The sequence below is a fragment of the Cellulomonas jepli genome (assembly GCF_047229345.1).
GTDB lineage: Bacteria > Actinomycetota > Actinomycetes > Actinomycetales > Cellulomonadaceae > Cellulomonas_A.
Map to the genome: position 1 here is coordinate 1 of NZ_JBFTER010000070.1, position 24,059 is coordinate 24,059.

At 75.1% G+C, this 24,059-nt stretch carries 24 protein-coding genes and 1 pseudogene; 16 read left to right on the top strand and 9 right to left on the bottom strand.

Annotation, left to right across the window (positions count from 1 at the left end):
- Positions 1-51: 51 nt before the first annotated feature.
- The 3 genes from narJ to AB6N24_RS15580 all read left to right on the top strand — a co-directional run bounded on the left by narJ (position 52) and on the right by AB6N24_RS15580 (position 3,087).
- Entirely contained in the window at positions 52-729 is a 678-nt protein-coding gene (narJ, locus tag AB6N24_RS15570; RefSeq protein WP_412870298.1) for a nitrate reductase molybdenum cofactor assembly chaperone, read from the top strand.
- A complete protein-coding gene (narI, locus tag AB6N24_RS15575; RefSeq protein ID WP_412870299.1) occupies positions 726-1,484 on the top strand; it encodes a respiratory nitrate reductase subunit gamma in 759 nt (252 codons plus the stop codon). The genes narJ and narI overlap by 4 nt, the downstream gene beginning before the upstream one ends.
- 91 nt (positions 1,485-1,575) lie before the next feature.
- A complete protein-coding gene (locus tag AB6N24_RS15580) occupies positions 1,576-3,087 on the top strand; it encodes a serine hydrolase domain-containing protein (protein WP_412870300.1) in 1,512 nt (503 codons plus the stop codon).
- A gap of 104 nt (positions 3,088-3,191) precedes the next feature.
- Here the strand turns inward: AB6N24_RS15580 and AB6N24_RS15585 are convergent, their stop codons facing one another.
- Complete coding sequence (locus AB6N24_RS15585; RefSeq protein ID WP_412870301.1) at positions 3,192-3,677, bottom strand: hypothetical protein; 486 nt, start codon at positions 3,675-3,677, stop codon at positions 3,192-3,194.
- A gap of 189 nt (positions 3,678-3,866) precedes the next feature.
- On the opposite strand from AB6N24_RS15585, the gene AB6N24_RS15590 reads away from it, so the two are divergent.
- Together AB6N24_RS15590 and AB6N24_RS15595 are read left to right on the top strand one after the other, a co-directional pair.
- Complete coding sequence (locus tag AB6N24_RS15590; RefSeq protein ID WP_412870302.1) at positions 3,867-4,175, top strand: hypothetical protein; 309 nt, start codon at positions 3,867-3,869, stop codon at positions 4,173-4,175.
- Positions 4,172-4,903, top strand: coding sequence for an AAA family ATPase (locus AB6N24_RS15595; protein ID WP_412870303.1), 732 nt, complete (start codon positions 4,172-4,174; stop codon positions 4,901-4,903). Before AB6N24_RS15590 ends, AB6N24_RS15595 begins: the two co-directional genes overlap by 4 nt.
- Positions 4,904-5,127: 224 nt before the next feature.
- On the opposite strand, the gene AB6N24_RS15600 is transcribed toward AB6N24_RS15595, so the two are convergent.
- Positions 5,128-6,108: a DUF4190 domain-containing protein gene (locus AB6N24_RS15600; RefSeq protein ID WP_412870304.1), complete on the bottom strand. Its 981-nt coding sequence runs from the start codon at positions 6,106-6,108 to the stop codon at positions 5,128-5,130.
- Positions 6,109-6,306: 198 nt separating this feature from the next.
- On the opposite strand from AB6N24_RS15600, the gene AB6N24_RS15605 reads away from it, so the two are divergent.
- The 7 genes from AB6N24_RS15605 to AB6N24_RS15635 all read left to right on the top strand — a co-directional run bounded on the left by AB6N24_RS15605 (position 6,307) and on the right by AB6N24_RS15635 (position 13,367).
- Positions 6,307-6,726 (top strand): hypothetical protein, encoded by a 420-nt coding sequence (locus AB6N24_RS15605; protein WP_412870305.1) that lies wholly within the window; start codon positions 6,307-6,309, stop codon positions 6,724-6,726.
- Positions 6,723-7,061 carry a transcriptional regulator gene (locus AB6N24_RS15610; protein ID WP_412870306.1) on the top strand — a complete coding sequence of 113 codons (339 nt, stop codon included), beginning with the start codon at positions 6,723-6,725 and terminating at the stop codon, positions 7,059-7,061. The genes AB6N24_RS15605 and AB6N24_RS15610 overlap by 4 nt, the downstream gene beginning before the upstream one ends.
- Positions 7,062-7,286: 225 nt before the next feature.
- The gene (locus tag AB6N24_RS15615; protein WP_412870307.1) at positions 7,287-8,477 is read left to right on the top strand and encodes a sensor histidine kinase; all 1,191 of its coding nucleotides are present in this window, start codon (positions 7,287-7,289) and stop codon (positions 8,475-8,477) included.
- A complete protein-coding gene (locus AB6N24_RS15620) occupies positions 8,456-9,142 on the top strand; it encodes a response regulator (protein WP_412870308.1) in 687 nt (228 codons plus the stop codon). Before AB6N24_RS15615 ends, AB6N24_RS15620 begins: the two co-directional genes overlap by 22 nt.
- Positions 9,143-9,229: 87 nt before the next feature.
- Positions 9,230-12,208, top strand: a complete 2,979-nt coding sequence (locus AB6N24_RS15625; RefSeq protein ID WP_412870309.1) for a hypothetical protein — start codon at positions 9,230-9,232, stop codon at positions 12,206-12,208.
- A gap of 9 nt (positions 12,209-12,217) precedes the next feature.
- On the top strand, positions 12,218-12,586 hold the full coding sequence (locus tag AB6N24_RS15630) for a hypothetical protein (protein WP_412870310.1): 369 nt from the start codon (positions 12,218-12,220) through the stop codon (positions 12,584-12,586).
- Between the two features lie 166 nt (positions 12,587-12,752).
- Positions 12,753-13,367 carry a dihydrofolate reductase family protein gene (locus tag AB6N24_RS15635; protein ID WP_412870311.1) on the top strand — a complete coding sequence of 205 codons (615 nt, stop codon included), beginning with the start codon at positions 12,753-12,755 and terminating at the stop codon, positions 13,365-13,367.
- A gap of 9 nt (positions 13,368-13,376) precedes the next feature.
- Here the strand turns inward: AB6N24_RS15635 and AB6N24_RS15640 are convergent, their stop codons facing one another.
- The gene (locus AB6N24_RS15640) at positions 13,377-14,792 is read right to left on the bottom strand and encodes a mannitol dehydrogenase family protein (RefSeq protein ID WP_412870312.1); all 1,416 of its coding nucleotides are present in this window, start codon (positions 14,790-14,792) and stop codon (positions 13,377-13,379) included.
- A complete protein-coding gene (uxaC, locus tag AB6N24_RS15645) occupies positions 14,789-16,198 on the bottom strand; it encodes a glucuronate isomerase (protein ID WP_412870313.1) in 1,410 nt (469 codons plus the stop codon). The genes AB6N24_RS15640 and uxaC overlap by 4 nt, the downstream gene beginning before the upstream one ends.
- Positions 16,199-16,505: 307 nt before the next feature.
- Here uxaC and AB6N24_RS15650 point away from each other — a divergent pair, with 307 nt between their 5' ends.
- Complete coding sequence (locus AB6N24_RS15650; RefSeq protein WP_412870314.1) at positions 16,506-18,029, top strand: glycoside-pentoside-hexuronide (GPH):cation symporter; 1,524 nt, start codon at positions 16,506-16,508, stop codon at positions 18,027-18,029.
- Between the two features lie 98 nt (positions 18,030-18,127).
- Here the strand turns inward: AB6N24_RS15650 and AB6N24_RS15655 are convergent, their stop codons facing one another.
- Positions 18,128-18,577 (bottom strand): YdeI/OmpD-associated family protein, encoded by a 450-nt coding sequence (locus AB6N24_RS15655; RefSeq protein WP_412870315.1) that lies wholly within the window; start codon positions 18,575-18,577, stop codon positions 18,128-18,130.
- A gap of 82 nt (positions 18,578-18,659) precedes the next feature.
- Positions 18,660-19,292 carry a cytidylate kinase-like family protein gene (locus AB6N24_RS15660; RefSeq protein WP_412870316.1) on the bottom strand — a complete coding sequence of 211 codons (633 nt, stop codon included), beginning with the start codon at positions 19,290-19,292 and terminating at the stop codon, positions 18,660-18,662.
- Positions 19,293-19,373: 81 nt separating this feature from the next.
- Between AB6N24_RS15660 and AB6N24_RS15665 the strand changes: the two genes are divergently transcribed.
- Positions 19,374-20,339, top strand: coding sequence for a metallophosphoesterase (locus tag AB6N24_RS15665; protein ID WP_412870317.1), 966 nt, complete (start codon positions 19,374-19,376; stop codon positions 20,337-20,339).
- Between the two features lie 30 nt (positions 20,340-20,369).
- Here the strand turns inward: AB6N24_RS15665 and AB6N24_RS15670 are convergent, their stop codons facing one another.
- Entirely contained in the window at positions 20,370-21,257 is an 888-nt protein-coding gene (locus AB6N24_RS15670) for a DUF6597 domain-containing transcriptional factor (protein WP_412870318.1), read from the bottom strand.
- A gap of 27 nt (positions 21,258-21,284) precedes the next feature.
- On the opposite strand from AB6N24_RS15670, the gene AB6N24_RS15675 reads away from it, so the two are divergent.
- Positions 21,285-21,818 (top strand): VOC family protein, encoded by a 534-nt coding sequence (locus AB6N24_RS15675; RefSeq protein WP_412870319.1) that lies wholly within the window; start codon positions 21,285-21,287, stop codon positions 21,816-21,818.
- A gap of 130 nt (positions 21,819-21,948) precedes the next feature.
- Here the strand turns inward: AB6N24_RS15675 and AB6N24_RS15680 are convergent, their stop codons facing one another.
- A complete protein-coding gene (locus AB6N24_RS15680) occupies positions 21,949-22,845 on the bottom strand; it encodes a hypothetical protein (protein ID WP_412870320.1) in 897 nt (298 codons plus the stop codon).
- Positions 22,846-23,200: 355 nt separating this feature from the next.
- Here AB6N24_RS15680 and AB6N24_RS15685 point away from each other — a divergent pair, with 355 nt between their 5' ends.
- Entirely contained in the window at positions 23,201-23,626 is a 426-nt protein-coding gene (locus tag AB6N24_RS15685) for a hypothetical protein (RefSeq protein WP_412870321.1), read from the top strand.
- A 72-nt stretch (positions 23,627-23,698) separates the two neighbouring features.
- On the opposite strand, the pseudogene AB6N24_RS15690 reads toward AB6N24_RS15685, so the two are convergent.
- Positions 23,699-24,059, bottom strand: a pseudogene (locus tag AB6N24_RS15690) (hypothetical protein); the annotation flags it as partial.

Below are 24,059 nucleotides of genomic sequence, written 5' to 3' on the forward strand. Positions count from 1 at the left end.
GGGTGGTCCGGACCGGCCCGGTGCCGGCCCGTCCGCCCCGGGGAACCGGCCGTGAGGCGGCTCGCGCGCCGGGACGCCGCGCGGAAGGCGGCGACCCGGGAGACCGCGCTCGTCCACCGCGTCGCCGCGCTCGTGCTCGACTACCCGGGCCCGGAGCTGCTCGCGATGCTGCCCGACCTGCGGGTCGCCGCCGCGACGCTCGACGGCTACCTCCGTGCCCCGCTCGAGCAGGTGCTCGACCACCTCGACGCGCACCCCCCGGTCGCGCTCGCGGCCGAGTACGTCACGACGTTCGACCTGGCCCGGCGGCGTTCGCCCTACCTGACGTACTACGCGTACGGCGACACCCGGAAGCGCGGCGTCGCGCTGGTCGAGCTCAAGCAGGCCTACCGCGCGGCGGGCTTCGAGCTCGCGGGCGACGAGCTCCCGGACCACCTCGCGGTGGTGCTCGAGTTCGCGTCGACGGGCGACGAGGCCGCACAGGAGTCCGGCCTGCGGCTCCTGCTCGCCCACCGCGCCGGGCTCGAGCTGCTCCGGCTCGCGCTGCTCGACCTCGGCTCGCCGTACGCCGGTGCGCTCGTCGCCGTGTGCGCGACCCTGCCCCCGCTGGCCGGCGACGACCGCGAGGCCGTCGCCCGGCTCGCCGCCGAGGGCCCGCCGGGCGAGGAGGTCGGCCTCGAGCCGTTCGCGCCGCCGTCGTACCTGCCCGGAACAGGAGCCCGTCGATGACCACGACCGCCGACACCCTGCTCTGGGTCGTCATCCCCTACGTGTGCCTCGCGTTCTTCGTGCTCGGCCACGTCTGGCGGTACCGCTACGACAAGTTCGGCTGGACGACCCGCTCGTCGCAGCTCTACGAGCGCCGGCTGCTGCGCTGGGCGAGCCCGCTGTTCCACTTCGGGATCCTCGCCGTGTTCCTCGGGCACGTCATGGGCCTCGGCATCCCCAAGGCGTGGACCGAGGCGGTCGGCATGAGCGAGGAGGTCTACCACTTCCTCGCCGTGACCATCGGCGCGATCGCGGGGTTCAGCACCGTGGTGGGCCTCGTGCTCCTGATCTACCGCCGCCGGACCGTCGGCCCGGTGTTCCGGGCGACCACCCGCATGGACAAGGTCATGTACCTCGTCCTCGCGGTCGTGATCTTCCTCGGGATGTGGAACACGATCATCGGGTCGATCCTCAACCTCGGCGGCCACTACGACTACCGCGACGGCGTCTCGGTGTGGTTCCGCGGGATCTTCCGGTTCGACCTGCACCCCGAGCTCATGGCCGACGCGCCGCTCGGCTTCCAGCTGCACGGCATGGCCGCGATGCTGCTGTTCGCGCTGTGGCCGTTCACGCGGCTCGTGCACGTGTTCAGCGCCCCCGTCGGCTACCTCTGGCGGCCCTACGTCGTGTACCGCTCACGCTCCGACCGCCTCGGCACCCGCCAGACCCGGCCGGGGTGGGATCGGGTCGAGCGCAAGGAGCCGACGCGGCGCTGACCCGTCCTCCGCCGGTGGTGCGGCCGGCTCGCCGGTGCGTGCCGCCGCCGGGCCACGTGCCGCCGGTGGCGAATCGTGATCCGATGCGGTCATGACGTCCACCTCCACCGCGACGACCCCGCTCCGGCGCAGCGCCCCCGAGGCCGTGGGGGTCGACCCGGCCGGGGTGCTCGCCTTCCTCGACGACGTGGACGCCCGCGGCATCGAGCTGCACTCGGTCGTGCTCGTGCGTCACGGGCACGTCGCCGCCGAGGGCTGGTGGCACCCGTACGGGCCCGACCGTGTGCACCTGCTGTACTCGCTCAGCAAGACGTTCACGTCGGCCGCGCTGGGCTTCGCCGTCGCGGAGGGGCTCGTCGACCTCGACGCGACGGTGCTGTCGTACTTCCCCGAGCTCGACGACACGGTGACCGACCCCCGCAGCCGCGCGATGCTCGTGCGCCACGTCGCGGCAATGGCCAGCGGTCACGCGGAGGAGACGCACGACGACGCCTGGGAGCTCAGCCCCGACGACCTCGTCCGCGGCTTCCTGCTGATCCCGCCGCAGCACGAGCCGGGAACGCACTTCGCGTACAACCAGCCGTGCACCTACGCCGTCGCCGCGATCGTCCAGCGCCGTGCCGGCGTCTCGCTGACCGAGTACCTGGGTCCGCGCCTGTTCGCCCCGCTGGGCATCACGGTCGGCGGCTGGCAGCAGGCGCCGACCGGCCAGGACCTCGGCTTCAGCGGGCTGCACCTCACCACCGAGGCGGTCGCCCGGTTCGGGCAGCTCCTGCTCGACGACGGGGTGCTCGACGGCCGCCGCGTGCTCCCCGAGGGCTGGGTCGACCTCGCCAGCCAGGTGCACGTGGCCACGGTCGAGCAGCCCGGAGAGGGCGCCGCGCGGGCCGACGGCGGCGACTGGGACCAGGGCTACGGCTTCCAGCTCTGGCGCTCGCGGCACGGCTACCGGGGCGACGGGGCGTACGGGCAGTTCTGCCTCGTCCTGCCCGAGCACGACGCGGTGCTCGTGACGACGGCCGGCACCGAGGACATGCAGGGTCTCCTCGACGCGGCCTGGGCGCACCTCCTGCCGGCGTTCGGGGAGGTGCCCGACGGCGACGACGCGGGTGACGACGGCACCCTCTCGCCCACCGCGCGTGCGCTCGCGGACCGGCTGGCCGTGCTCGCCATCCGGCTGCCGACGGGCGGGGCGCCGCTCACGGAGGCGGCGTTCGAGGCCGGCCGGGCGGCGTCGGGGCGGGCGGAGCGCCTGGAGCTGCGCCGCGTCACCGGGCACTGGGAGGTCGAGGCCGTCGTCGACGGGCAGACGTGGGTGGCGCAGGCCGGCGACGGGCACTGGGCGGTGACCGAGCCGACCGACGTCCAGCCGGCGCTCGCCGTCGCCGTCGCCGCGACGGAGGCCGGTGCGGTGCACGTCGACGTGGTGCTGCTCGAGACGCCGCACCGCCTGAGCCTCGTCGGCGACGGCGGCACGCTGACCACGCGGTGGCACACGGAGCCGCTCGGGCCGCTGCCGGTCAGCATGCAGCGCCCGCTGCCCGGCGTCCCCGCCCCGGACGCGGCCTCGCCGGACGCCCGGACAGGGGTGCCGCGCCGGTAGGGGCACACGTCGGCACAGGGTGACGCAACCGCCGCGGGCGACGCGCCGAATCGGGGGCGACGCGCCCATCCGGGGGGCGACGCGCCGACCGGGGAGCCCGGCCGTCAGAACGCGACGGCGCCGATCGTCGCGCGGACGCGCGCCGTCGCGTCCCGCAGGTCGACGTCCGTGATCGTGACGCCCTTGGCCTTCGCGTCGACCGCGCTCTGCACGCCCACGAGCACGACCGGCTCGCTCTCGCCGCGGCGCAGCTGCACGAGGCCGTCCGGCAGGCCGCGCTGCTGCAGCGCGTCGTTGATCGGTCCGACGAGCGGGTTGATGAACACGTGCGCGGGGAGCGAGCGCGCGTGCACCGTGACGCGCAGGCTCGCGACGCCCTCGGCGTAACCGGTGAACGTCGCGCTCACGCTGACCGTGCCGAGCGCCATCGCGGCCCAGCGCAGGGCCGTCGGGGCGTCCGGGATCGCGTTGAGGTCGATGTCCGCGTGGATCGTCGACCCCTCCGCGCGCACCGCCCGGACCATCGGGGGCAGCGGCTCGCGCGCGGCGGCCAGCGCCAGCACCTCGGTGACCGGGATCTCCACGTACATGCGTCCTCCAGCTCGTCGTCGACCGGAGCCACCGTAGCCTCCGGCCCGCACAGGTACCCGGACGCGCACGCGGGGGGCGGCCCACCGTGGGCGGGCACCCGGTGGGCGCCGTGTCCGTGGGCGCCCGGCGCTACGCTCCCGGGAGCGCGGCCGACCGCCGGCCGCGGTCCGACCGAACCGGAGGACGGCATGCCGTCGAGAGTCACCGCAGCCGGGATGTTCTGGTGGGGCGTCGGGCTCCTCGTCGCCGGCGTGCTCGCGGGGGTCCTGCCGTACCAGCTGATGGACAGCGGCACGCTGCTCGGGACGGTCGTCTTCCAGTGGGTCTGGCACGTGCTGTCGGTGCTGCAGTACCTCGGCGGTGCGCTCGTCGCGGTGTCGCTCGGCGTCCGTGCGCTCGAGGGCAGGCTCACGCCGCCCGCCGGTGCGACCGAGCAGGCGTTCGCGGAGCCCGGTCCGTACGGGCCCGGCGGAGGACACCCCAACCCGCAGCCGTGACGGGCGACCTGTTCGACGAGCGCCCGGTCCGCCGCGTGCAGCGGCACCCCGAGGCGCAGGTCGAGGACGACCGCTGGCCGTACACGGTGCCGGCCGTCGCGCAGCTGCTGCGCGAGGGGCTCGACCTGCCGCCGGGCGTGACGTTCCTGGTCGGGGAGAACGGCGCGGGCAAGTCCACGGTCGTCGAGGCCGTGGCCGCCGCCGCGGGGCTGAACGCCGAGGGCGGCAGCCCGAACGCCCGGCACGCCACGCGCGCGAGCGAGTCACCGCTGCACGCCGCGCTGCAGGTCGTGCGCTCGGCCGGTGCTGCGCGGTGGGGCTACTTCCTGCGCGCCGAGACCATGCACGGGCTGTACACCTACCTCGAGGAGAGCGGGGACCCGGCGCCGCCGCTGCACGAGATGAGCCACGGCGAGTCGTTCCTCGAGGTGCTCGCCCGCAACTTCGCGAGGCCGGGCTTCTACGTGCTCGACGAGCCCGAGGCGGCGCTGTCGTTCACCTCGTGCCTCGCGCTCGTGGAGACGCTCGGCGACCTCCGTGCGGCCGGGGCGCAGGTCCTGTGCGCCACGCACTCGCCGCTGCTCACGGCCCTGCCCGGCGCGACGATCCTCGAGCTCGACGAGCACGGGTACGCGCCGACCGCGTGGGACGACCTCGCCGTCGTCGGGCACTGGCGCTCGTACCTGGACGACCCCCGGCGCTACCTGCGCCACCTCGGCGCCGGCTGAGCGCCCCCCCGGCGGGCCGGGGTCGCCGGCGTCAGGGCGACGAGCGTCCCGGTCCGGGGGAGACGGGGCTCCGGGACGCACGACGACCCGGTCCCCGGGACGCACGACGACCCGGCCCCCCCGGACGCGCGACGACCCGGCCCCCCGGACGCGCGACGACCCGGCCCCCAGGGGACCGGGTCGTCGGTGGTGCGTGGTGCTGTGCTGCCGCTGGGGTCAGCAGGTCACAGCGGGTACTCGTTGTACAGCGCCGTGACGGCGTCCGCCGGGCCGGTGAACGTCAGCGTCGCGGTGTCGTTCGTCGCGACGAGCGTGCTGATGCCCTCGACGTCGTAGAGCCAGTACTGCTGCACCTCGCTGAGCTCGCCGGAGTCGATGAGGCTCTCGGGCGCGAGCGCCCCGGTCTGCGCGGTCGCGAACGCGATCGCCTCCTCGCCGGTCGTCCAGTTGGACACGACCGTCTCGACCGTCGACGCGCCGTCGGTGTAGGACGCGGAGTACGCCTCGAGCGCGCCGGCGCCGGTGATCGTCGCCTCGTCCGTCAGGCCCGTCGTCGTGAACGCGCCGGCCGTGAGGGGGGCGATGTCCTTGAGCGGCGTCGCGCTGGTGGCGAGGTCGTCGGTGCCGTCCGTGGTGGCCTCGGGCTCCTCGGCGACGGGGGTCTCGAGCTGCTCGAGCTGCTCGGTGAGCTCCTCGAGGCCGCCGGCCTCGTTGACCGAGTCGACGATCGCGTTGCTCGCGATCGTGAGGCCGATCGCGAGGGCGATCCAGCCGAGGAACGACAGGATGCCTAGCACGATGCCCGCGATCGACAGGCCGCGGCCCGAGGTGCCGTTGGCCTTGGTCCGCTTGAGGCCGAGGACGCCGAGGACGATCGGGATGACCGCGAGGCCGAGTATGCCGGTGACGAGCGCGGCGATCGACATGCCGTCGGTCCCGCGGCTCGCCGGGGCGGGCTGGCCGTAGCCGGGCTGGCCGTAGCCCTGCTGGCCGTAGCCGGCGGGCGGGTAGGCCGCCGTGTCGGCGGGCGTGTGCGGCGCGTCGGCCATGACCACCGGTGCGGTGGCGTCGCTCGCGGCTGCCGCGGGGGCCTCGGTGGTCGCCGGGGTCTTCGCGAGGCTCAGCGTGCTGGGCGCAGTCGTGTCGGCGGAGGAGGTCCCCTGCGGCTCGTTCGCCGGCGTGGGGCCCTGCTGGTCGTGGGTCACGTGATCCCTGTCGTGTCGCGGTGCGGACGGCCCTCTGCACGGGGCCGGAGTGGAAAGCCGCGCCCACCCTAGGGGTCGGCGCCGACACGGACGTCCGGTTTGTCCCTTCCCGTCGCGCTCACGCAGGGTTTCACCCCGGCGCGAGATCGGTCCGGCAACTAGTTGCCGTATCGGTAACCAGATGCCAGGATGGCGCGCATGACGGACATGACCCCCGAGGCCGCCCGCGAGGCCCTCGTCGACGCAGCCCGCACGTCCGACCGGCTCCGCGCCCGCGCCCGCTGGGCGTCGACCAAGCTCGCCGTCCTCGGCCTCGGGCTGGGGGTCGTCACCGCGACGATCGGCCTCGTGGAGTCGAAGCTCGTCGGTGTGGCGGTGTTCGCCGCGTGGGGCCTGCTCGTCGCCGTCACCGCGTGGTGGGAGCGGCGTCGCACCGCCCACCTCGCGGGCGCCCGCGAGCGCACGTCGCGTCACTGGGCGCTGAGCTTCGCGCTGTACGCGGTCGCGATCGCGTGCGGCGTGACGCGGCCCGACGGCGACACCGCGTACTGGCTGGCTGCCGGGGGCGTCGTCGCGCTGCCGATGCTCGTCGGTGCCGTGCGGGAGCGCCGGGCATGAGCCCGTCGAGCGAGGTCCCGGCCGCTGCTCCTGGCCCGTCCCACCCGCGCCGCGACCTCGACGAGCTGCTGACGCACGCGGTCCGGTTCTCGGTCGTCGCGGCGTTGTCCGGGGTGCTCAAGGCGGAGTTCGGCGCGGTGCGTGACAGCGTCGAGATCACGACCCCGATGCTGTCCAAGCAGGTCGCGCTGCTCGAGAAGGCCGGCTACGTCGAGGTCGAGAAGGGCCGCGTCGGACGCCGGCCCTGCACCTGGCTCGCGCTGTCGCCCGACGGCGCCGCGGCATACGCCCGGCACGTCGCCGCCCTGCGGGCCATCGCGGGGCTCGACGGCTGACCTCGGAGCTCGGCCCCGCCTGGCCGGTGCCGCCGGGCCCCGGGGCCGGGGGCGGGTGAGGCGAGCGCCGCGGACGTGCTGGTGGGCCGGGCCGGTGGCGGCGCGACGTCACCTCCTCGTCGCGCCGTCCAGCGCCGTCGCCGTCGACCGAGGTCGGACGCCCGGCGGCGTCGGCTCGACCTGGGGCTGATGCCGGGCGCGGCCCCCGCGACCTACGCTGCGGGCATGCCTCCGACGCCGCCCTTCGCGCCGCCGCCCGTCAGCGTCTGGGGCACGACGTGGCGCCTCGCAGCGGCCGTGCTCGCCGGCTTCGTGCTGCTCGGGTTCGCGCTCGAGGAGCTCCCGACGGAGAGCGAGCGCCTCGTGCTGCTCGACCTCGGCGCCGGCGTCGTGTGCCTGGTCCTCGTGCTCTTCCGCCGGCGCGCCCCGCTCGTGGTGGCGCTGCTCGCGACGGTGATCGGCAGCGTCTCGGCGTTCAGCGCGGGTGCGGTCATCGTCATCCTCGTCTCGCTCGCGACCCGCCGGCGGTGGCTGCGCGAGCTCCTGCCGGTCGCGGTCGTCTGGGTCGCGGCCGGGTACGTGTACGACCGCGTGTACGTGCCGGCGCAGCCGGTGCCGTGGTGGGCGTCGCTGCTCGTCGCGGGGTTCGTCTTCATGCTGTGCGTCGCGATCGGCTTCTACATCGGCGGCCAGCGCGAGCTGCTCGCGACGCTCGAGGCCCGCGCGATGACGGCCGAGCGCGAGCAGGCGGCACGCGTCGACCAGGCCCGCACAGCGGAGCGGGGCCGGATCGCCCGCGAGATGCACGACGTGCTCGCGCACCGCATCTCGCTCGTCGCGATGCACTCGGGCGGCCTCGTGTACCGCGACGACCTGACGCGCGAGCAGACCGTCGAGACGGCCGAGGTCATCCGCGACAACGCGCAGCTCGCGCTCGCCGAGCTGCGTGAGGTGCTCGGCGTCCTGCGCGACGGCGAGCCCGGCGCCCCGCCCGAGCGCCCCCAGCCCACGCTCGCGGCCCTGCCGGAGCTCATCGACGAGGCGCGCGCCGCAGGCAACCCCGTGACGTGCTCGCTGACCCTGTCGAGCCGCGGCGCGGCCGAGGGGGACCTCGGTGCGCTGCCCGAGAGCACGAGCCGCAGCGCCTACCGCATCCTCCAGGAGGCCCTCACGAACGCGCGCAAGCACGCCCCCGGACTCCCGGTCCGGCTCGAGATCGGCGGCCGCCCCGGCGAGCGCCTCGTGCTCAGCGCCCGCAACCCGGTGCCGCTCGCGGCGCACGGCACCGGCGGCCCGCCGCCCGGCGTCGGCCTCGCCGGGCTGTCCGAGCGGGCCAAGCTCGCGGGCGGCGAGCTCACGACCGCGGTCGAGCGGGGTCACTTCGCGGTGCAGGCATGGCTGCCGTGGCCGGCATGAGCGCGGCGCTGCCGGTGGTCCGGCTGCTCGTGGTCGACGACGACGCCCTCGTGCGGGCCGGGCTGCGCCTCATCCTCGGCGGCGACCCCGGGCTCGTCATCGTCGGCGAGGCGGCCGACGGGCTGCAGGCCGTCGAGCTCGCGCGGACCGAGCGGCCCGACGTCGTGCTCATGGACATCCGGATGCCCCGCCTCGACGGGCTCGCGGCCACGGAGCGGCTGCTCGCCGCCGACCCCGACGCGCGCGTCGTGGTCCTCACCACGTTCGACACCGACGACATGGTGGTGAGCGCGCTGCGCCTCGGGGCCGTCGGGTTCCTGCTCAAGGACACCCCGCCCGAGGAGCTCGTCGGTGCGGTGCGCGCGGTCGCCGCCGGCCGCCCGATCCTCTCGCCGAGCGTCACGGCGCAGCTCATCGCGACGGTCCGGGCGGAGAGCCCGCCGGGGCGCAACCGCGAGGCGGTGGGCCGGCTCGAGGTGCTCAGCGAGCGTGAGCGGGAGGTCGCCGTGGGGATCGGCCGGGGGCTGTCGAACGCCGAGATCGCCGCGGAGCTCTACATGAGCGTCGCGACCGTGAAGTCGCACGTCGGGCGCCTCTTCGCGAAGCTCGGTGTCGAGAACCGGGTGCAGATCGCGATCTGCGTGCACGAGGCGGGGCTCGTCTAGCCCCGGCCCCTTCGGGCAGGTCGCGGTGCCGGAGTGGTTGCCCGCGAGGGAGTGCACGCCCACCGGAGGCCCCCGGAGAGTGGGACGGTGGAACCGGACCGTGCCGCCCTGACCCCCGCGCTCCGCGGGAGGCCGGCAGCCGAGCCCGTTCCCGCACCGACCGGGCGGTTCCCGCCCGGGGGTCGTGCCGTCGGTGTCCTCGAGCTCCAGCGGACCGCCGGCAACAGCGCTGTCGCCGCCGTGCTGGCGGGCAGGGTCGTGCAGCGGTGCGGCCCGATCCCGCACGAGGTCTGCCCGTGCAACGCCGACGGCCCGGACGACCAGCACGCTCCCGAACAGCCCGGGGTGCAGCGCGAGCCCGAGGCGCCCGCCGCTGCTCCGACGCCCAGCGCCCTCGACGTGAGCGAGATCAAGGACATCGAGGACTTCTCCGGGTACAGCGAGGGCGATCGGCTGGGTTTCGTCGCGCGCCTCCACGACCAGGCCTGGGTCGGCCCCTACGACGAGGCCGCGCTGGAGCGGATCTGGGGCAGCTTCGACGCGAGCAACCGGCTCGAGGCCGTCGCCGGGGGCAACATCGCGCTGTTCCGGGATAGCATCGAGTACGGGGCCGAGCTCGACGAGCTCCCGTACGTCGTCCGGGCGCGGGCGCAGTTCACCGAGGACGTGAAGGGCACCGCGGCGCGCTTCCTGACCGACAACCGCGCCTACGTCACCGCCCAGCTGGAACAGCTCGGCCTCCAGCCGGGTGCTCCGGGCGGGTCCCAGCAGGACGTCGCCCAGCGGCAGGCGGACGCGCTGGAGGACATCAAGCGGGACGCCCAGGTGGTGACACGCGCCCAGGAGGCCCAGGGCAAGCTCCTCACCCTGCAGGTCGGCTGGGAGATCGACACCCTCCCGGACGACCTCCCGAGCATGCGCCACGTCGAAGGGCCGGCGATGTTCGACCCGAAGGGTCCGCCGATGTTCGGACCGCGCGACGAGCAGCCGCCGCTGCCCGCGTGGGAGCAGGTGAACGAGCACTACCAGCGGATCTCGGCGCTGATCGCGGGAGTCGCCAACAACAACCCGGCCATCTTCGCCGCGATGCGCGAGGACGGTCTGGGGAGCCTGCGCGGGGACGACCCGCAGGTCGCCCTGCAGGCCGTCGGGACCACGCTGCGCAAGGTCCTCACCGACATCGACGCGAGCGGCCCGAAGATCGCCGACGGCGACCTCGACTACCGCGACCTGGTGCCGATCCACCAGCAGCTGTTCTCGGGCACGACCCGCGGCCCGACCCAGACGGACTGGTCCAAGCCGCTGGCGCAGGACGTCGCGAAGCAGGTGCTGGCGGACCACGAGGCGTCCGAGTTCTGGATCTCGCTCGGCCTCGGCACGCTGGCCGCGGCCGCGTTCGTCGTGGCCGAGCTCGCGACCCTGGGCTCGGCGACCTTCTTCATCGCCGCCGGGGTCGGTCTGGCGGCGGGCGGGATCCAGGCCGGTCGCAGCTGGGAGCAGTACTTCGACATGGCGCAGGCCGCGGACGCGACGGTCCGCGACAACCTGAGCGTGCTGAGCCAGGGGCAGGCGTCCACCGCGCTGCTCGGCGCCGTCGTCGACACGGCGTTCCTGTTCCTGGACGCGTACCAGGTGGGTGCCAAGGGCGTGCAGGTCGCTGCGGAGCAGGCCGGCCGGGCGACGGGCCGGGAAGCGGCCGAGCAGGCCGAACGTGAGCTGATGGAGCTGGCCAGGAAGGAGGCGGCCGACGGTGCCCAGGCCATGGAGCAGCGAGCGGGTGCCGGAGCCGCGCGCGAGGCCGCCGAGGCGACGGGCACCGGGGTCCTGCACGAGGCCCCGACACGGATCGGGACGTCCGAGCACCATCTGAAGGCGATCGGTTCCGGCGGGCGGCCGACGTTGTGGCTGTGCTCGGACTGCGTGATCCTGGCCGACCGCGTCAGCGACGTCCTCAAGCAGCTGCCCACCGACCACACGGCCCGGACGGAGCTCGGCGAGATCCTGGCCAACGCACAGAGGTGGCAGCGGGCGTTCGAGTCGACCCAGCGTGGTGTCCAGATCGGCGAGGCGAGGTTGGTGCGCGAGACCAACGACCTCGCGTCCAGGCTCACCGCCCTGTCCGCGCAGAACACCGACCTCGAGGGCCTGCTCTTCTTCCGGACCTTCCTCGCGGGCTCGGAGGAGGCGACCCGGATCCTGGGCGAGCAGGTGGCCCGCAGGCTGACCGCCGAGCTCGGCGAGGCCGGGCTCGTGCAGCTCGTCCGCGACCTCGGTCCGGACGCGCTGCGCAACCTCGCCGACCTCACCGGCGCCGAGATCCGGCAGCTGGTGGAGACCCGCGGGCGGGACCTGGTCCGCTGGCTCGGCGACGGTGGTACGGCGGCCGGCGTGGGGGGGCTCACCGGGGCCCGCGCGCGCGAGCTCCTCGGGCTCGTTCCCGAGGACCTGCTGAACGCCTTCCGCGCCGGCCGGTCGCGGACGTCCGCGCTCGTCGTCCACGAAGCCGTCCAGGGATTCGGCGCGGCGACCATCCAGAGGCTGCGGACCATGATGGGCGACAGGTTCACCGGTGCGGTGCTGGACGACTTCCGGCAGTGGAGGATGGTCGTCCTGGAGCCTGACCTCGCCCCGCTGGTCCGCGGGAACCGGGGCCGGGTCGTTCGCGAGGGTCTGCCGTCGTTGGAGGGAAGGATCGTCGAGGACATCGAGGACATCCTGCGCAGCGCGGGGATGAACGGGCCCGCTGCGGAGCGTGGCATGCGGATCTGGACCCACGCGGACGGTTCCGTCGTCCGCATCAAGGTCGGCAGCCAGGCGCTGCGCGGCCAGCGCACCGTGCCCCACCTGGTCCGCGAGATCTCGGAGCGGCCCGGACGGTACGGGGTCGATGACATCATCGCGAAGATCGCCGAGGGTGGTGAGGTCCTCCCGGCCGGGCGGAAGTTCGCCGAGACCTCGCTCGCCAACTGGTTCCACGCCATCACCGGGAGGGACCCGAGTCCTGACGAGCTGACGTTCCTCGTCGACCTCTGGGCCGACGCCGGACACACCAACATCATCCGCTGAGAGCCGCAGATGCCGTCCGAGTTCTACCTCGAGCCCGAGGGTGCCGACGCGTTCAGCGCCGAGACCGTCGAGGCGATGCACGCGCACGTGCGTACGCTCCCGAGCCACCAGTGGCCCGACCGGGCGTATGTCGTGTTCGGTTCCGACGAGGAACGCGAGCACGACCTCCCGACGCTGATCGGCAGGGAGGGCAACGACTACCGGCACGCGATCATCGCGATCGAGCCGTCGGAGGTCATGCTGTCCGCCGTCGGGCACAAGGGCAGCAACCGGGTGCTCTACGACTTCGTGCGGTGGTGCCAGGAGCGGTGGGCGTGCGCGCTGTTCGAGTACAGCACCCGCGTCGAGCCGGAGATCCTGCTGCGCGCCGGCCGGTGACCACCGAGGGCCCGGCCGATCCGCGTGCACGAGGCGCGGCTGGTCTGGCGGGCGGTGCCGGCGGCTCGCGGTCGGCGCGAGGCGAGGTGAGGCGGCGCGCGGGCGCGGCGCGGCGCGGTGCGGCAGGCGGCGATGAGATCTGCCGGCGGAACGGGTCTGCCCCGGTATGACACGCATCGTCGGTGACATCTCGGTCTCCCTGGACGGCTTCGTCACCGGTCCCGACCCCGGGCCCGACAACGGCCTGGGCACCGGGGGCGAGGCCCTGCACACGTGGGCGTTCTCCGACGACCCGGTGGACCGCCGGGTGCTGCACGAGGCGACCGCCCGCTCCGGGGCCGTGGTCCTCGGGCGCCGCCTGTTCGACGTGGTCGACGGCCCGGGCGGGTGGGACGACGCGACCGGCTACGGCGCGGGCGAGGCCGCGACCCCGGCGTTCGTGGTCGTGACGAGCGGGGTGCCGGAGTCGGTCCGGCTCGCCGAGCTGGACTGGACGTTCGTGACCACGGGCCTGCCCGACGCGGTCCGCGCCGCACGGGAGCGGGCGGAGGCGGCCTCCGCGGAGCGCGGGGCCGACCTGGACGTCGTGCTCATGGGCGGCGGCGCGACGGTCGCGTCGGCTCTCGCCGCGGGGCTGCTCGACGCGCTGACTCTGCACCTCGCGCCCGTCGTGCTGGGCGGCGGGACGCCGTTGTTCACCGGTGGCCCGCCGCGCGCGCTCGTCCAGCGCCGCGTGGTCACGACGGCGAACGCCGTGCACCTCACGTACGACGTCGGCTGACGGCTCCGCTCAGCGCGTGGCGTGCGCCCCGGCCGTGAGCTCCTCGGCGGCGGCGAGCACCGCGGCGCGCAGGCCGTCGTCGGCGGCGAGGTCGGGCCCGAGGAAGCCGAGCACGGCGTCGACCGACTCCGCGAGCGCGCCCTCGCCCAGGGCGCGCACGTGGTCCGCGCGGGCGTCCTTGACCGGGGCGCCGAGCCCGCGCAGGTGGCAGGTCCATGCGGCGACGGCCCGCGCCGCGCCGGTCGGCACGCGACCGGCGGCGAGCTCGGCACGCACGGCCGGGACGATGCGCACCGGGATCTTCTGCGAGCCGTCGGCCGCGATCTGGGCGAGCACGTGCCGGATCCGGGGGTTGCCGAACCGCTCGAGGAGGGCGCGGCGGTAGTCGGCGACGTCCTCGGCGGGCAGGGTCAGGTGCCGTGCGGCCTCGTCCCACCAGTCCTCGACCCACTGCCGCAGCACCGGGTCGGCCACCGCGTCGGCGACGGTCTCGTGGCCGCGCGCCGAGCCGGCGTACGCGAGCAGCGAGTGCGAGCCGTTGAGCAGCCAGAGCTTGCGCTGCTCGAACGGGACCACGTCGTCGACCATCGTCACGCCCGCCGCCTCCCACGCGGGGCGCCCGTTCGGGAACCGGCCGGCCACCACCCACTCCGAGAACGGCTCGGTCGGGACCGGGGACGCGTCCTCGACGCCGAGCGCCGCGCGCACCGCGTCCCGGTTCTCGTCCGTCGTCGCGGGCGTGATCCGGTCGACCATCGTCGTGCCGAACGCGACGTTGTCCTGCGCCCACTCCGCGAGCGACGGGTCGACGGCGTCGATGAGGTCGTCGACGACGCGCTGCAGCGCCGGCCCGTTGTCGGGGAGGTTGTCGCACGGCAGGACGGCGATCGGGCCGGCGCCCGCGGCACGGCGCGCGAGGTACCCGGCGACGACCCGGCCGGGCGTCGTGGCGACCACGGCCCGGGGGTCGCTGCCGAGCGCCGAGACGTCCGCGCGCACGTCGTCGCGCGTCAGGTCGAGCCCGCCGTCGTCGTCGCGCAGGTAGCCGGCCTCGGTGACCGTGAGCGTCACCACGGCGGTCTCCGGCGCGGCCCAGTAGCCGAGCCACGCCTCGTGGTCGGTCGCGGCGTGGACCGCCGAGACCGACGAGACGACCTCGAACGCGTCGCCGTCGGCCGCACGCGTGACCAGCGTGTAGAGGCCGTCCTGCGGTGCGAGGGCCTCCGCCGCTGCGGCGGACCGGCCGGTGAAGGCCGCGATGCCCCACGCGTCGGCGTCGGGCGCGTGCTCGGTGTACCAGGCCTGGTGCGCGCGGAAGAAGTTGCCGAGGCCCAGGTGCACGAGGCGGACGGGCGCGGCCGGGCGGCCGTGGCCCCCGGCGCGCGACAGGACGGGGACGGTACCGGTGGAGGTCGTGGCGCTCACAGCTGGAAGGCCTTCCTGGGGTTGGTCACGACGAGGTCGACCGCCGTGTCGAGCGCCTCGTCGAGCGTCAGCCGGTGGTCGGCGACGAGCCTCGCGAGGAAGGCGGAGTCCATCCGCCGGTTGACGTCGTGCCGGGCCGGGATCGACAGGAACGCACGCGTGTCGTCGATGAACCCCGACGTCTTGGTGAACCCGGCCGACTCCGTGACGGCACCGCGGAAGCGGCCCATCGCCTCGGGGGAGTCGATGAACCACCAGGGCGCACCGACGTAGACCGAGGGGTAGAAGCCGGCGAGCGGCGCGAGCTCGCGCGAGTAGACCGTCTCGTCGATCGTGAACAGCACGAGCCGGAAGCGGGGCGACGTCCCGAACGCGCTGAGCACGGGCTGCAGCGCGTCCGTGAACTCGACCGCGACCGGGATGTCGGCGCCGACGTCCGCGCCGTAGCGGTCGAAGGTCGGCGCGTGGTGGTTGCGGTGCACCGCGGGGTGCAGCGTCATGACGAGCCCGTCCTCGGACGCCATGCGGGCCATCTGGAACATCAGGTCGCGGCGCAGGGTGTCGCCCTCGTCGCGCGTGACGGTGCCGGAGCGGGCGGCGGCGTAGAGGCGCTCGGCCTCCGCGACGGGCAGCGGCTCCAGGCGCGCGTCACGGTGTGAGTGGTCGCTCGACGTCGCACCGTGCGCCGCGAAGAAGGCCCGCCGGTCCTCCATCGCCGCGACCCAGCCCGCGTACGACCCGGTGTCGACGCCGGTGACCTCACCGAGCCGGTCGACCAGCCCGTTCCACGCGGGTGTCGCGGGCTCGAGGTACTTGTCCGGGCGGAACGTCGGCACGACGCGCCCGTGCCAGGTGGGGTCCGCGGCGAGCTTCTCGTGGTGCCGCAGGTCGTCCGCCGGGTCGTCGGTCGTGGCCAGCACCTCGATGCCGAACCGCTCGTAGAGCGCGCGCGGACGGAACGCCGGGGTCGCGATCCGCTCGGCGATCGCGTCGTACAGCGCGTCGGCCGTCTCCGCCGACGGCGCGAGGTCGAGCCCGAACACGTCGACCAGCCCGGACTCGAACCACAGCTTGACCGGGGTCCCGCGGTACGCGGCCCAGTGCGTGCACAGGAGGCGGAACGCGGCCCGCGACGCCTCGGGACCGAGAGCCCCCTGCCCGACCCCGAGCTCGGCGAGCTGGACACCCTGCGCGTGCAGCATCCGGGTCACGTAGTGGTCGGGGGTGATCAGGAGCGACGTGGGGTCGGCGAACGGGACGTCGTCCGCGAGCCACTGCGGCGGCACGTGACCGTGCGGGGAGATGATCGGCAGCTCCCGCACGGCGTCGTAGAGCTCCCGTGCGATCGGGCGGAGCGCGGCGTCCGCCGGCAGGAGGCGGTCGGGGTCCAGGGTGAGGTGCGCCATGACCTCATCGTCGGGACGTCCGTCGGCGCCCGGCAATCGGTTGTCGCCTGTTGCCGCGGCTCCGTGCGCCGCGGGGTCGGCGCGCGTGCGCAGCCCGGCGCCGGACCGGTCACGGCGGCGCGACCTGCGGCGTCGTCGCCCGCGGGACGACGGGCCCGGGCCGCGCCGCGTCGGTGCGCCGCCAGGAGCGGCCGGCACGCCTGCGTCGCCAGCAACTCGTGGCAACCGGTTGCTCGGCCGCGGCCCGCGGTGCCTGACTCGTCTCATCACCGACCCGGCCAGCGTGCCGGCCACCCAAGGAGTCCTCATGACCGTCGTCTCTGAGCCGGCCGCCCCCGCCGCTGCCGTGGCCCCGACGAGGCTGACGTGGCGCAACTACTCCGGCTACGCCGCCGGGGACGCCGCGAACAACCTCGCGTTCGCGATGTCGTCGTCGTTCCTCCTGCTGTACTACACGAACGTCGTCGGCCTCGGCGCCGCCGCCATCGGCACGATGTTCCTGCTCATCCGGTTCTGGGACGCGCTCGCCGACCTCGTCGCCGGACGGCTCGTGGACGCGAAGAAGCCGGGACGCCTCGGCAAGTTCCGCCCGTTCATCCTCGTGTTCTCGCTGCCGCTCCTGCTGTCGAGCATGGCGATCTTCTCCGCGAAGACGTTCTTCCCCGACATGGGCCAGACGTCGGCGCTGATCTACGCGTACGTGACCTACGCGCTGATGGGCACGCTCTACAGCCTGGTCAACATCCCGTACGGCTCGATCGCCCCCGCGATGACGCAGGTCCCGACCGAGCGCGCCAAGCTCGCGTCGTGGCGCGTGTGGGGCTCGAACATCACGATCCTCATGCTCTCGTTCGTCGTCGCGCCGCAGATCAAGCGGTTCACGGGCGACCCCGAGGGGCTGCAGAGCTCGCTCTTCGTCACGACCGGGATCTTCGTCGTGCTCGGCATGGCGCTCTACCTGTACACGGTCGCGACGGTCAAGGAGCAGGTCCAGCGCGACGTCGCCGCCCCGACCCTGCGCGAGAGCATCGGCACGCTGCGCCGCAACAAGCCGCTGCTGTGGCTGTGCGGCGGGAGCCTCGCGTTCCTCACCGGCCTCACGGCGCTCAGCACCCTCGCGGCGTACTACGCGATCTACGTGCTCCAGGACGCGCAGTACATCGCCTGGAACGCCCTCGCCCAGGCGGCCGGCACGTTCCTCGTCGCCTCCTTCATCCCGCGGATCGTCGCCCGGTTCGGCAAGAAGAACGGCTTCCTCGTCCTCGGCGTGATCGGCATCCTCGCGGGCGTCCTGCTCGCGTTCGCCCCGCCGTCGCTCCCGTTCGTCGCCGTCGTGGGGTTCTTCCTCATCGGGATCGGCATGGGCGGCGTCAACACGCTGATGTGGGCGCTCGAGGCCGACACCGTGGAGTACGGCGAGTGGCGGACCGGCGTCCGCACCGAGGGCACCACGTACGCGCTGTTCTCCTTCACCCGCAAGATGGGACAGGCCGTCGGCGGTGCGGCCGGGGCGTACGCCCTCGGGATGGCCGCCTTCAGCTCCCAGCGCGCCACCGAGGGGCTGCTGCAGACCGACGCCACCATCGCCGGCATCCAGCTGTGGTCAGGCGCGCTCGTCGCGGGCTTCATCCTGCTCTCGCTGGCGATCATGGCGTTCTACCCGCTGACCGACACGGTGTTCCAGCGGATCGTCGGCGAGATCGCCGCGCGGCGGGCCCAGCGCGACGCCGACGCGCACACCCGGTACGAGGTCGCCCACGCGCAGTGGGAGACCGACGAGCGCGCGCGCCGGGAGGGCGACGCGCGCACCCGCCCGGCCGACGAGATCTGAGCGGAGGCCGCCCGGCCGAGGGGGACGGGCGGGACGACGGCCGGGCGGACGACCGCCCGGCCGTCGTCGTGCGTGCGGGGAGCGGGAGCCGTGCGGCGTCAGGCGCCCGGCTGCTCGGACAGCGCCGCGACGACCTTCTCGACCCGGCGCGCACGGGTCTCGGGGGCCTTGGCGCCCTCGACCGCGAGCACGTGCCGCTGCTGGTTGCTGAACGACAGCGCGTCGAACCGGGCGCGGGACCCGGGCTGCGCGTCGAGCGCCGCGGCGAGGTCGTCGGGCACGGTGACCTCACGCGGTGCGGTGTCGAGCTCGAGCGTGACGTCGACGGCGTCACCGGCCGCGACCCCGGCAGCGGCGCGCCGCTCCGCGCTGAGCGGGACGAGGAACCGCCCGTCCACCGGGGCGACGCTCGTCCGGTACGTGAAGCCGTTGACGGACACCACGACCTTGGGACGCCTGCCGCCCCCGAGCGCGGCGACGACGTCGTCGGGGACCACGATGCCCGCCGTGGTGCCCCCGGTGGCCAGGACCTCGGTGCGGAGCTCCACGCCCCACCTCGCTCTCTCGGTGGACGGCGCCGTCCGGCGCCTGACGACGCACGCTACGGAGCGGCGGACCCCCTCGTCCAGGTCACGCTCGGGCCGCCGCCCCCGTGACCGTGTGCACGATGGTCGACGCCGCGAGCTCGGGCGGGATCCGGCTCGTGCTGACCACGAGGTCGTAGCGGTCCGGGAGCCGCGGGTCCCAGCCGTAGAGGGCGAGCGACATCTCCGCCCGCACCCGGTCCTCGACCCGCTGCCGCGCGGCCGCGCGCTCCGGGGTGATGCCCGCAGCACGCGCGGCGCGCCCGACCCGGTCCTCGACCGACCCCGTCAGCAGCACGTGCACCGTGCGGGGCCGCTGCGCGAGGACGACCGCGCCGTTGCGCCCGACGATCACCCCGCCCGGGCTCGCCAGCTCCCAGACGGCGAGGTTGTTCGCGATCACCAGGTCGTACCGCTGGCGCTGCGTCGTCGCGACGTCCCGGCCCTCGAGCCCGCCGTACGCGCCCCCGAGCACCCGGTACACCTGCGCCAGCACGGCGCCCTGCTCCGTCGCGGTCGTGCCGCCCTCGAGGTCCTCGGAGGTGAACGCCTGCGGGTGGAACGGCACGCCGAGCGCGTCGGCGACGGCCCGACCGACCTCGTCGGCCCCCGCGCTGTACTGCTCGAAGACCGTGACGACGGGCGGGACCGTCGCGGTGCGGGACGGGTCCTGGCTCATGCGGGCTCCCAGCGGCCGGCGGCGCCACGGGCACCCGGGCGCCTGGCTCCATCCTCCCCGCGTCGGCGGGGAGAATCCAGCATGACCTCGAGCGCGCAGCCGCTGCGCATCCTGCACCTGTCGGACACCCATCTGTCCGCGCCCGGCGTCCTGCACCACGGCGCGGTCGACACCCTCGAGGCGACCCGTCGGGTGCTGGACGCCTGCGCGGTGCTCCCGCCGCCCGACGTGGTCGTCGTCTCGGGCGACGTGTCCGACGACGGCAGCGTCGAGTCGTACGAGGCGGCCCGGGACGTCGTGGGCGGGTGGGCGCACGCGCGCGGGGCCCGGGTCGTCCTCGCGGCGGGCAACCACGACCAGCGTGGGCCGTTCCGCCGCGTGCTCGGTGACGGGCACCTCGGGGACGGGCGGGTCGGGGACGGGCGCGCCGGGGCGGCGGGCGTGGTCGCGACGGCGGGTGCGACGACGGCGGGTGCGACGACGGCGGGTGCGACGACGGGCGACCCGGTCGACGGCGTGTCGTGGGTCCGCGGCCACCGCCTGCTCACGCTCGACAGCTCGGTGCCCGGCGCGGGCTACGGGACGCTGGACGCGGCGCAGCTCGACCGGCTGCGCGAGGAGCTGCGGACCCCGGCGCCGGGCGGCACCGTGCTCGTCGTCCACCACCCGCCGCTGCCCCCGGTCACGCGCCTGCACCACGTGCTCCGGCTGCGCGGCCTCGACGAGCTCGCCGCGGCGCTCGCGGGCAGCGACGTGCGCGTGGTCCTCGCCGGGCACTACCACCACGCGACGACCGGGCTGTTCGCCGGCCGGCCGGTGGTCGTCGCGCCGGGGGTAGCGAACCGGACCGACACCCTCGTGGCCCCGGGCGCGGAGCGCGCGGTGCGGGGCTCGGGCGCGGCGCTCGTCGAGCTCGGACCGGACGGGTCGCTGCACGCGACGTTCCACGTCGCGCCCGACGCGCAGGACGGCACGGAGGTGTTCTTCTACGACGAGGGCGTCGTCGAGCGGATCGCCGCGGCGGCCGGTCCGCCCTCCGGGAACTGAGCAGCAGGCCGCGCGGCTGCGCGGGAGCGGTCATCCCCCGGGTGGTGTCGGCGTGCGCAGGCTGCGTGCGTACCGCGCCGGGCTCACGCCGACCGCCGCGGTGAAGTCCCGGGTCAGGTGCGCCTGGTCGTACCACCCGAGCCGCACGGCGAGCGCCCCGAGGTCCGTGCCGGGGTCGGCCTGCAGGTCGGCGACGGCGTCCTGCAGGCGGCCGCGGCGGATCAGCCACTTCGCGCTCACGCCCACGTGCTCGCGCGCGAGGCGCTGGAGCGTGCGGACCGTGAGCCCGTGCGCGGCCGCGACCTGGTCGACGCGCGTGAGCGAGCGGTCCGCCATGACGTGCGCGACGACCTCCCGGGCGGTCGCGCTGCGGGGGTCGGGGGTGGCGGGCAGGCGCGCGGCGAGGAACGCGTCGAGCACGGCGCACCGGTCCTCGTCGCGCGGGGTCGCGAGGACCTCGTCGCGCAGCGCGTCCGCGTCCGGCCAGAGCTCGCGCGCGGGCACGACGCGGTCCGACAGCGGGTGCGCCGGTGCGCCGGTGAGCACCGTGAGGGCGCCGGGCCGGAGCTTGGCGCCGATCACCCGGCCGCTGCCGCGCAGGGTGATCTCGAACCGGCGGGTCAGGACGCCGTGCACCAGCGCGGCGGGCATCGCGACGCCGTGCTGCGGGGAGTCGGCATCCTCGACGGTCAGGTGCAGTGCCGGGTGGGAGAGCACGTCGGACGGCTGCGTGCGCTCGGTCGGCAGGTCCCACTCGACCGCCCAGTAGTGCTCGACGTGCTCGTCGACACCGGGTGCCGCCGGGTAGCGGCCGAGGCGGTACACCGGGCCGACGAGCTCGGGGTGCAGGATGCCGCGGGCCGGGGGCACGCGTGTGCCGGGGGCCTCGTCGTGTGTCGCCTCCGTCCAAGACGGCATGCCCCCACCGTAGGCAGGATCGGGGACATGACCGAGAGCACCCACACCACCGAGAGCACCACCTCCGCCGCGGGCACCGGGTCGACCGGGCAGCCCGCCGTCGCACCCGTCCCGCCCGGGTACACCTCCCTCACGCCGTTCCTCGTCGTGGACGGCGCCGAGCGGGCGATCGACTTCTACACGCGCGTGTTCGGCGCGACGCTGGTCTCGCGCAACGACAACGCCGACGGCACCGTCGCGCACGCCGAGCTCGACCTCGGCAACGGCCGGCTCCAGCTCAGCGACCCCAGCCCGGACGCCGGGCTCGTCGCGCCGCGCGGCGGCGAGGGCCGCGACCACTCCTACGTCCTGTACTGCGCCGACGTCGACGCGGTGTGGAAGGCGGCCGTCGAGGCGGGCGCGACCCCGTTCGAGGAGCCGTCGACGTTCGTCACGGGGGACCGCTTCGGTGCGGTGCACGACCCGTTCGGGCACCGCTGGGCGATCCTCACGCGCGTCGAGGACGTCTCGCCCGAGGAGGCGGAGCGCCGCGTGAACGAGTGGCTCGCGTCGCAGGGCTGAGCGCCCGGGCGCGGACGCGACGGCGGGGCGGGCCCGGTCTCCCGGATCCCGCCCCGCCGCTGCCGTACCCCTGGTGCCGGGTCAGGTCCGCCGTGCGCGGACGCGGCCCGACGGCGCGTGGGTCAGGCCGTCACGCCTTGCACTGACCCGTGCTGAGCCCCGCGACCGTGGCGCCGGCGAAGTCGACTGCACCCCAGTTGCTCGCGCACGAGAGGTTGCCCGCGACCGTGGCGCTCGCGAGCGTCACCGCACCGAGGTTGTGCTCGACGACGAGCCACCCACCGACGTTCACCGCGTCGCGCTCGGCGTCCGCGAGCCCGGCGCGCGCGTGGTCGGCCGGCAGCGACGCCGTCGAGCACGCGTTCCCCGCGGCGGTCGTCGTCGCACCGACGCGGCCGGCGCTGGTGAGCCCGCGCACCGCGACGTCGGCCGCGACGTCGGAGCCGCACAGCCACAGCTCGCCGGTGCCCTTCGACGTGAGGCCGCGCCCGAACGTCGACCAGGCGACCGACGCCTGCTGCGACGCGTTCAGGTTGGCCCAGCCACCCACCGTCGAGAGCTCGACGGTCAGGTCCTTCGCGCGGACGTTGACCGCGCCGTCGACCACGGACCCCGTGACCGTCGCCGTGTCCGCGTAGCCGCGGACGCTGTGCCACACGTGCGAGTCCTCCACGACGAGGCTCGCGGCGTTCGCGAGCACGCCGCCCTGCACGGTCGAGCCCGTGAGCGTCACCGTGCCCTTGGCGCCGAGGTCCCCGCCGACGGTGACGCCCGTGAGCGAGACCTGACGGTCGCCGTAGACCGTGAGGCTGCCGGTGACGACCACGTCCGTGAGGTCGCACACCGCCCCGTCGACCCACGCGTCACCCTCGACGGTGGTCCCGGTGACGGCCGTCGCGCCCTCGGCGCACAGCCCTGTGCCCGCGCCGCCTGCGGCCCCTGCGGGCGCGGCAGCCATGCCGAGCAGCGCCGTCGCCCCTGCGAGCACCGCGCCGACCGCGCGACGTGCCCCCCTGTGTCCTGACATCTTCCCCTGCCTCCCTGCAGCACGAACCGGGAGTGCAAGTGCGCCGCCCCCGGCGTGGACAGGCTCACACGCGCCGGTCGGCACCGGCGTGCACCGGTGAAGGGTCGTGAACCCGGCGCGCGGTGCGGGGACCGGGTGGCCCGCCGGGTCGGCGTGCGTCGGCGCAGGCCAGGGCCATCGCCCGGGAGGGCCCGCCGGATATGTCCGGGCCCGGAAATCACCCGCCCGGCGGTGACACCGTTGGGCCGTCCGGGTGGTGGGCGCCGGCTCGGCGGGCGCCGGGCATGTCCGGTATGCGAGGTTGGTCGGGATCCACCGGCGCGCCCGTCGCGCCACCTGACGCGAGGGGGCACTCATGCACGGACGCACGATGCTGCTGAGCCTCGTCGTGCTCGTCGGCGGGGTCGGCGTCGCCCGTCCCGAGCTGGCGGAGCTGCCGCTGCGGCTCGCGGCACCGGCCTACGACGCCGTCACGACGTCGAGCATCCGCAACCTCGCCACGGCGCTGCAGTCGCACGCGCTCGACGCGGGCGGGGTCGAGGCGGTCACGGTCGAGGAGCTCGCCGGCTGGGGCTGGGTGCCGCAGGACACCACCGCGGTGACGATCTGGGTCGGCGGTGACGAGTTCCGGGTGGTCGCGCAGGACGTGCGGCCCGGTGCGTCGGCCTTCGAGTACACGAACGTCGGGACCGGCGGCGGGCCCGGGCAGGTCGGGGTCTCCTCGGTGCGGGTCGACGAGCCCGTCGCGGGCGTGACGATCCGGCCGCTGACCGGCGGCTGAGCCTGCCGGCGCCCACCCGAGCCCTCGGACCGGCCGGCGCCCACCCGAGCCCGATCCCTCTGCCCGACCGAATCAGGTCCGGGCGAGGTCCACGAACCGGCCGTCGACGAGCCCGGGCACGACGCCGCTCGCGTCGACCTCCGCCGCGCCCCGCACGTCACCGGCGTACCCGTCCGCGACGAGCTCGCGCCCGCTCGCGCACCCGGCGAGCTCTGCGGCCACGTCGCCGTGCGGGGCGAGCGCCGCGACGGACCGCGCCTCGGGGGAGAGCGCGTGCGGGGCCACGGCCTCCGGCGATGCTGTCTCCCACGGTGGCGCGTCGGGTCGCGGCGGCCCGCCGAGCAGTTCGCCCACGAGCCCGCCCACGAGCCCGCGCAGCACCGCCGCCGCGCCCCAGGCGTCCTCGACCGCCGGCCGCAGCGCGCCGCCGGGC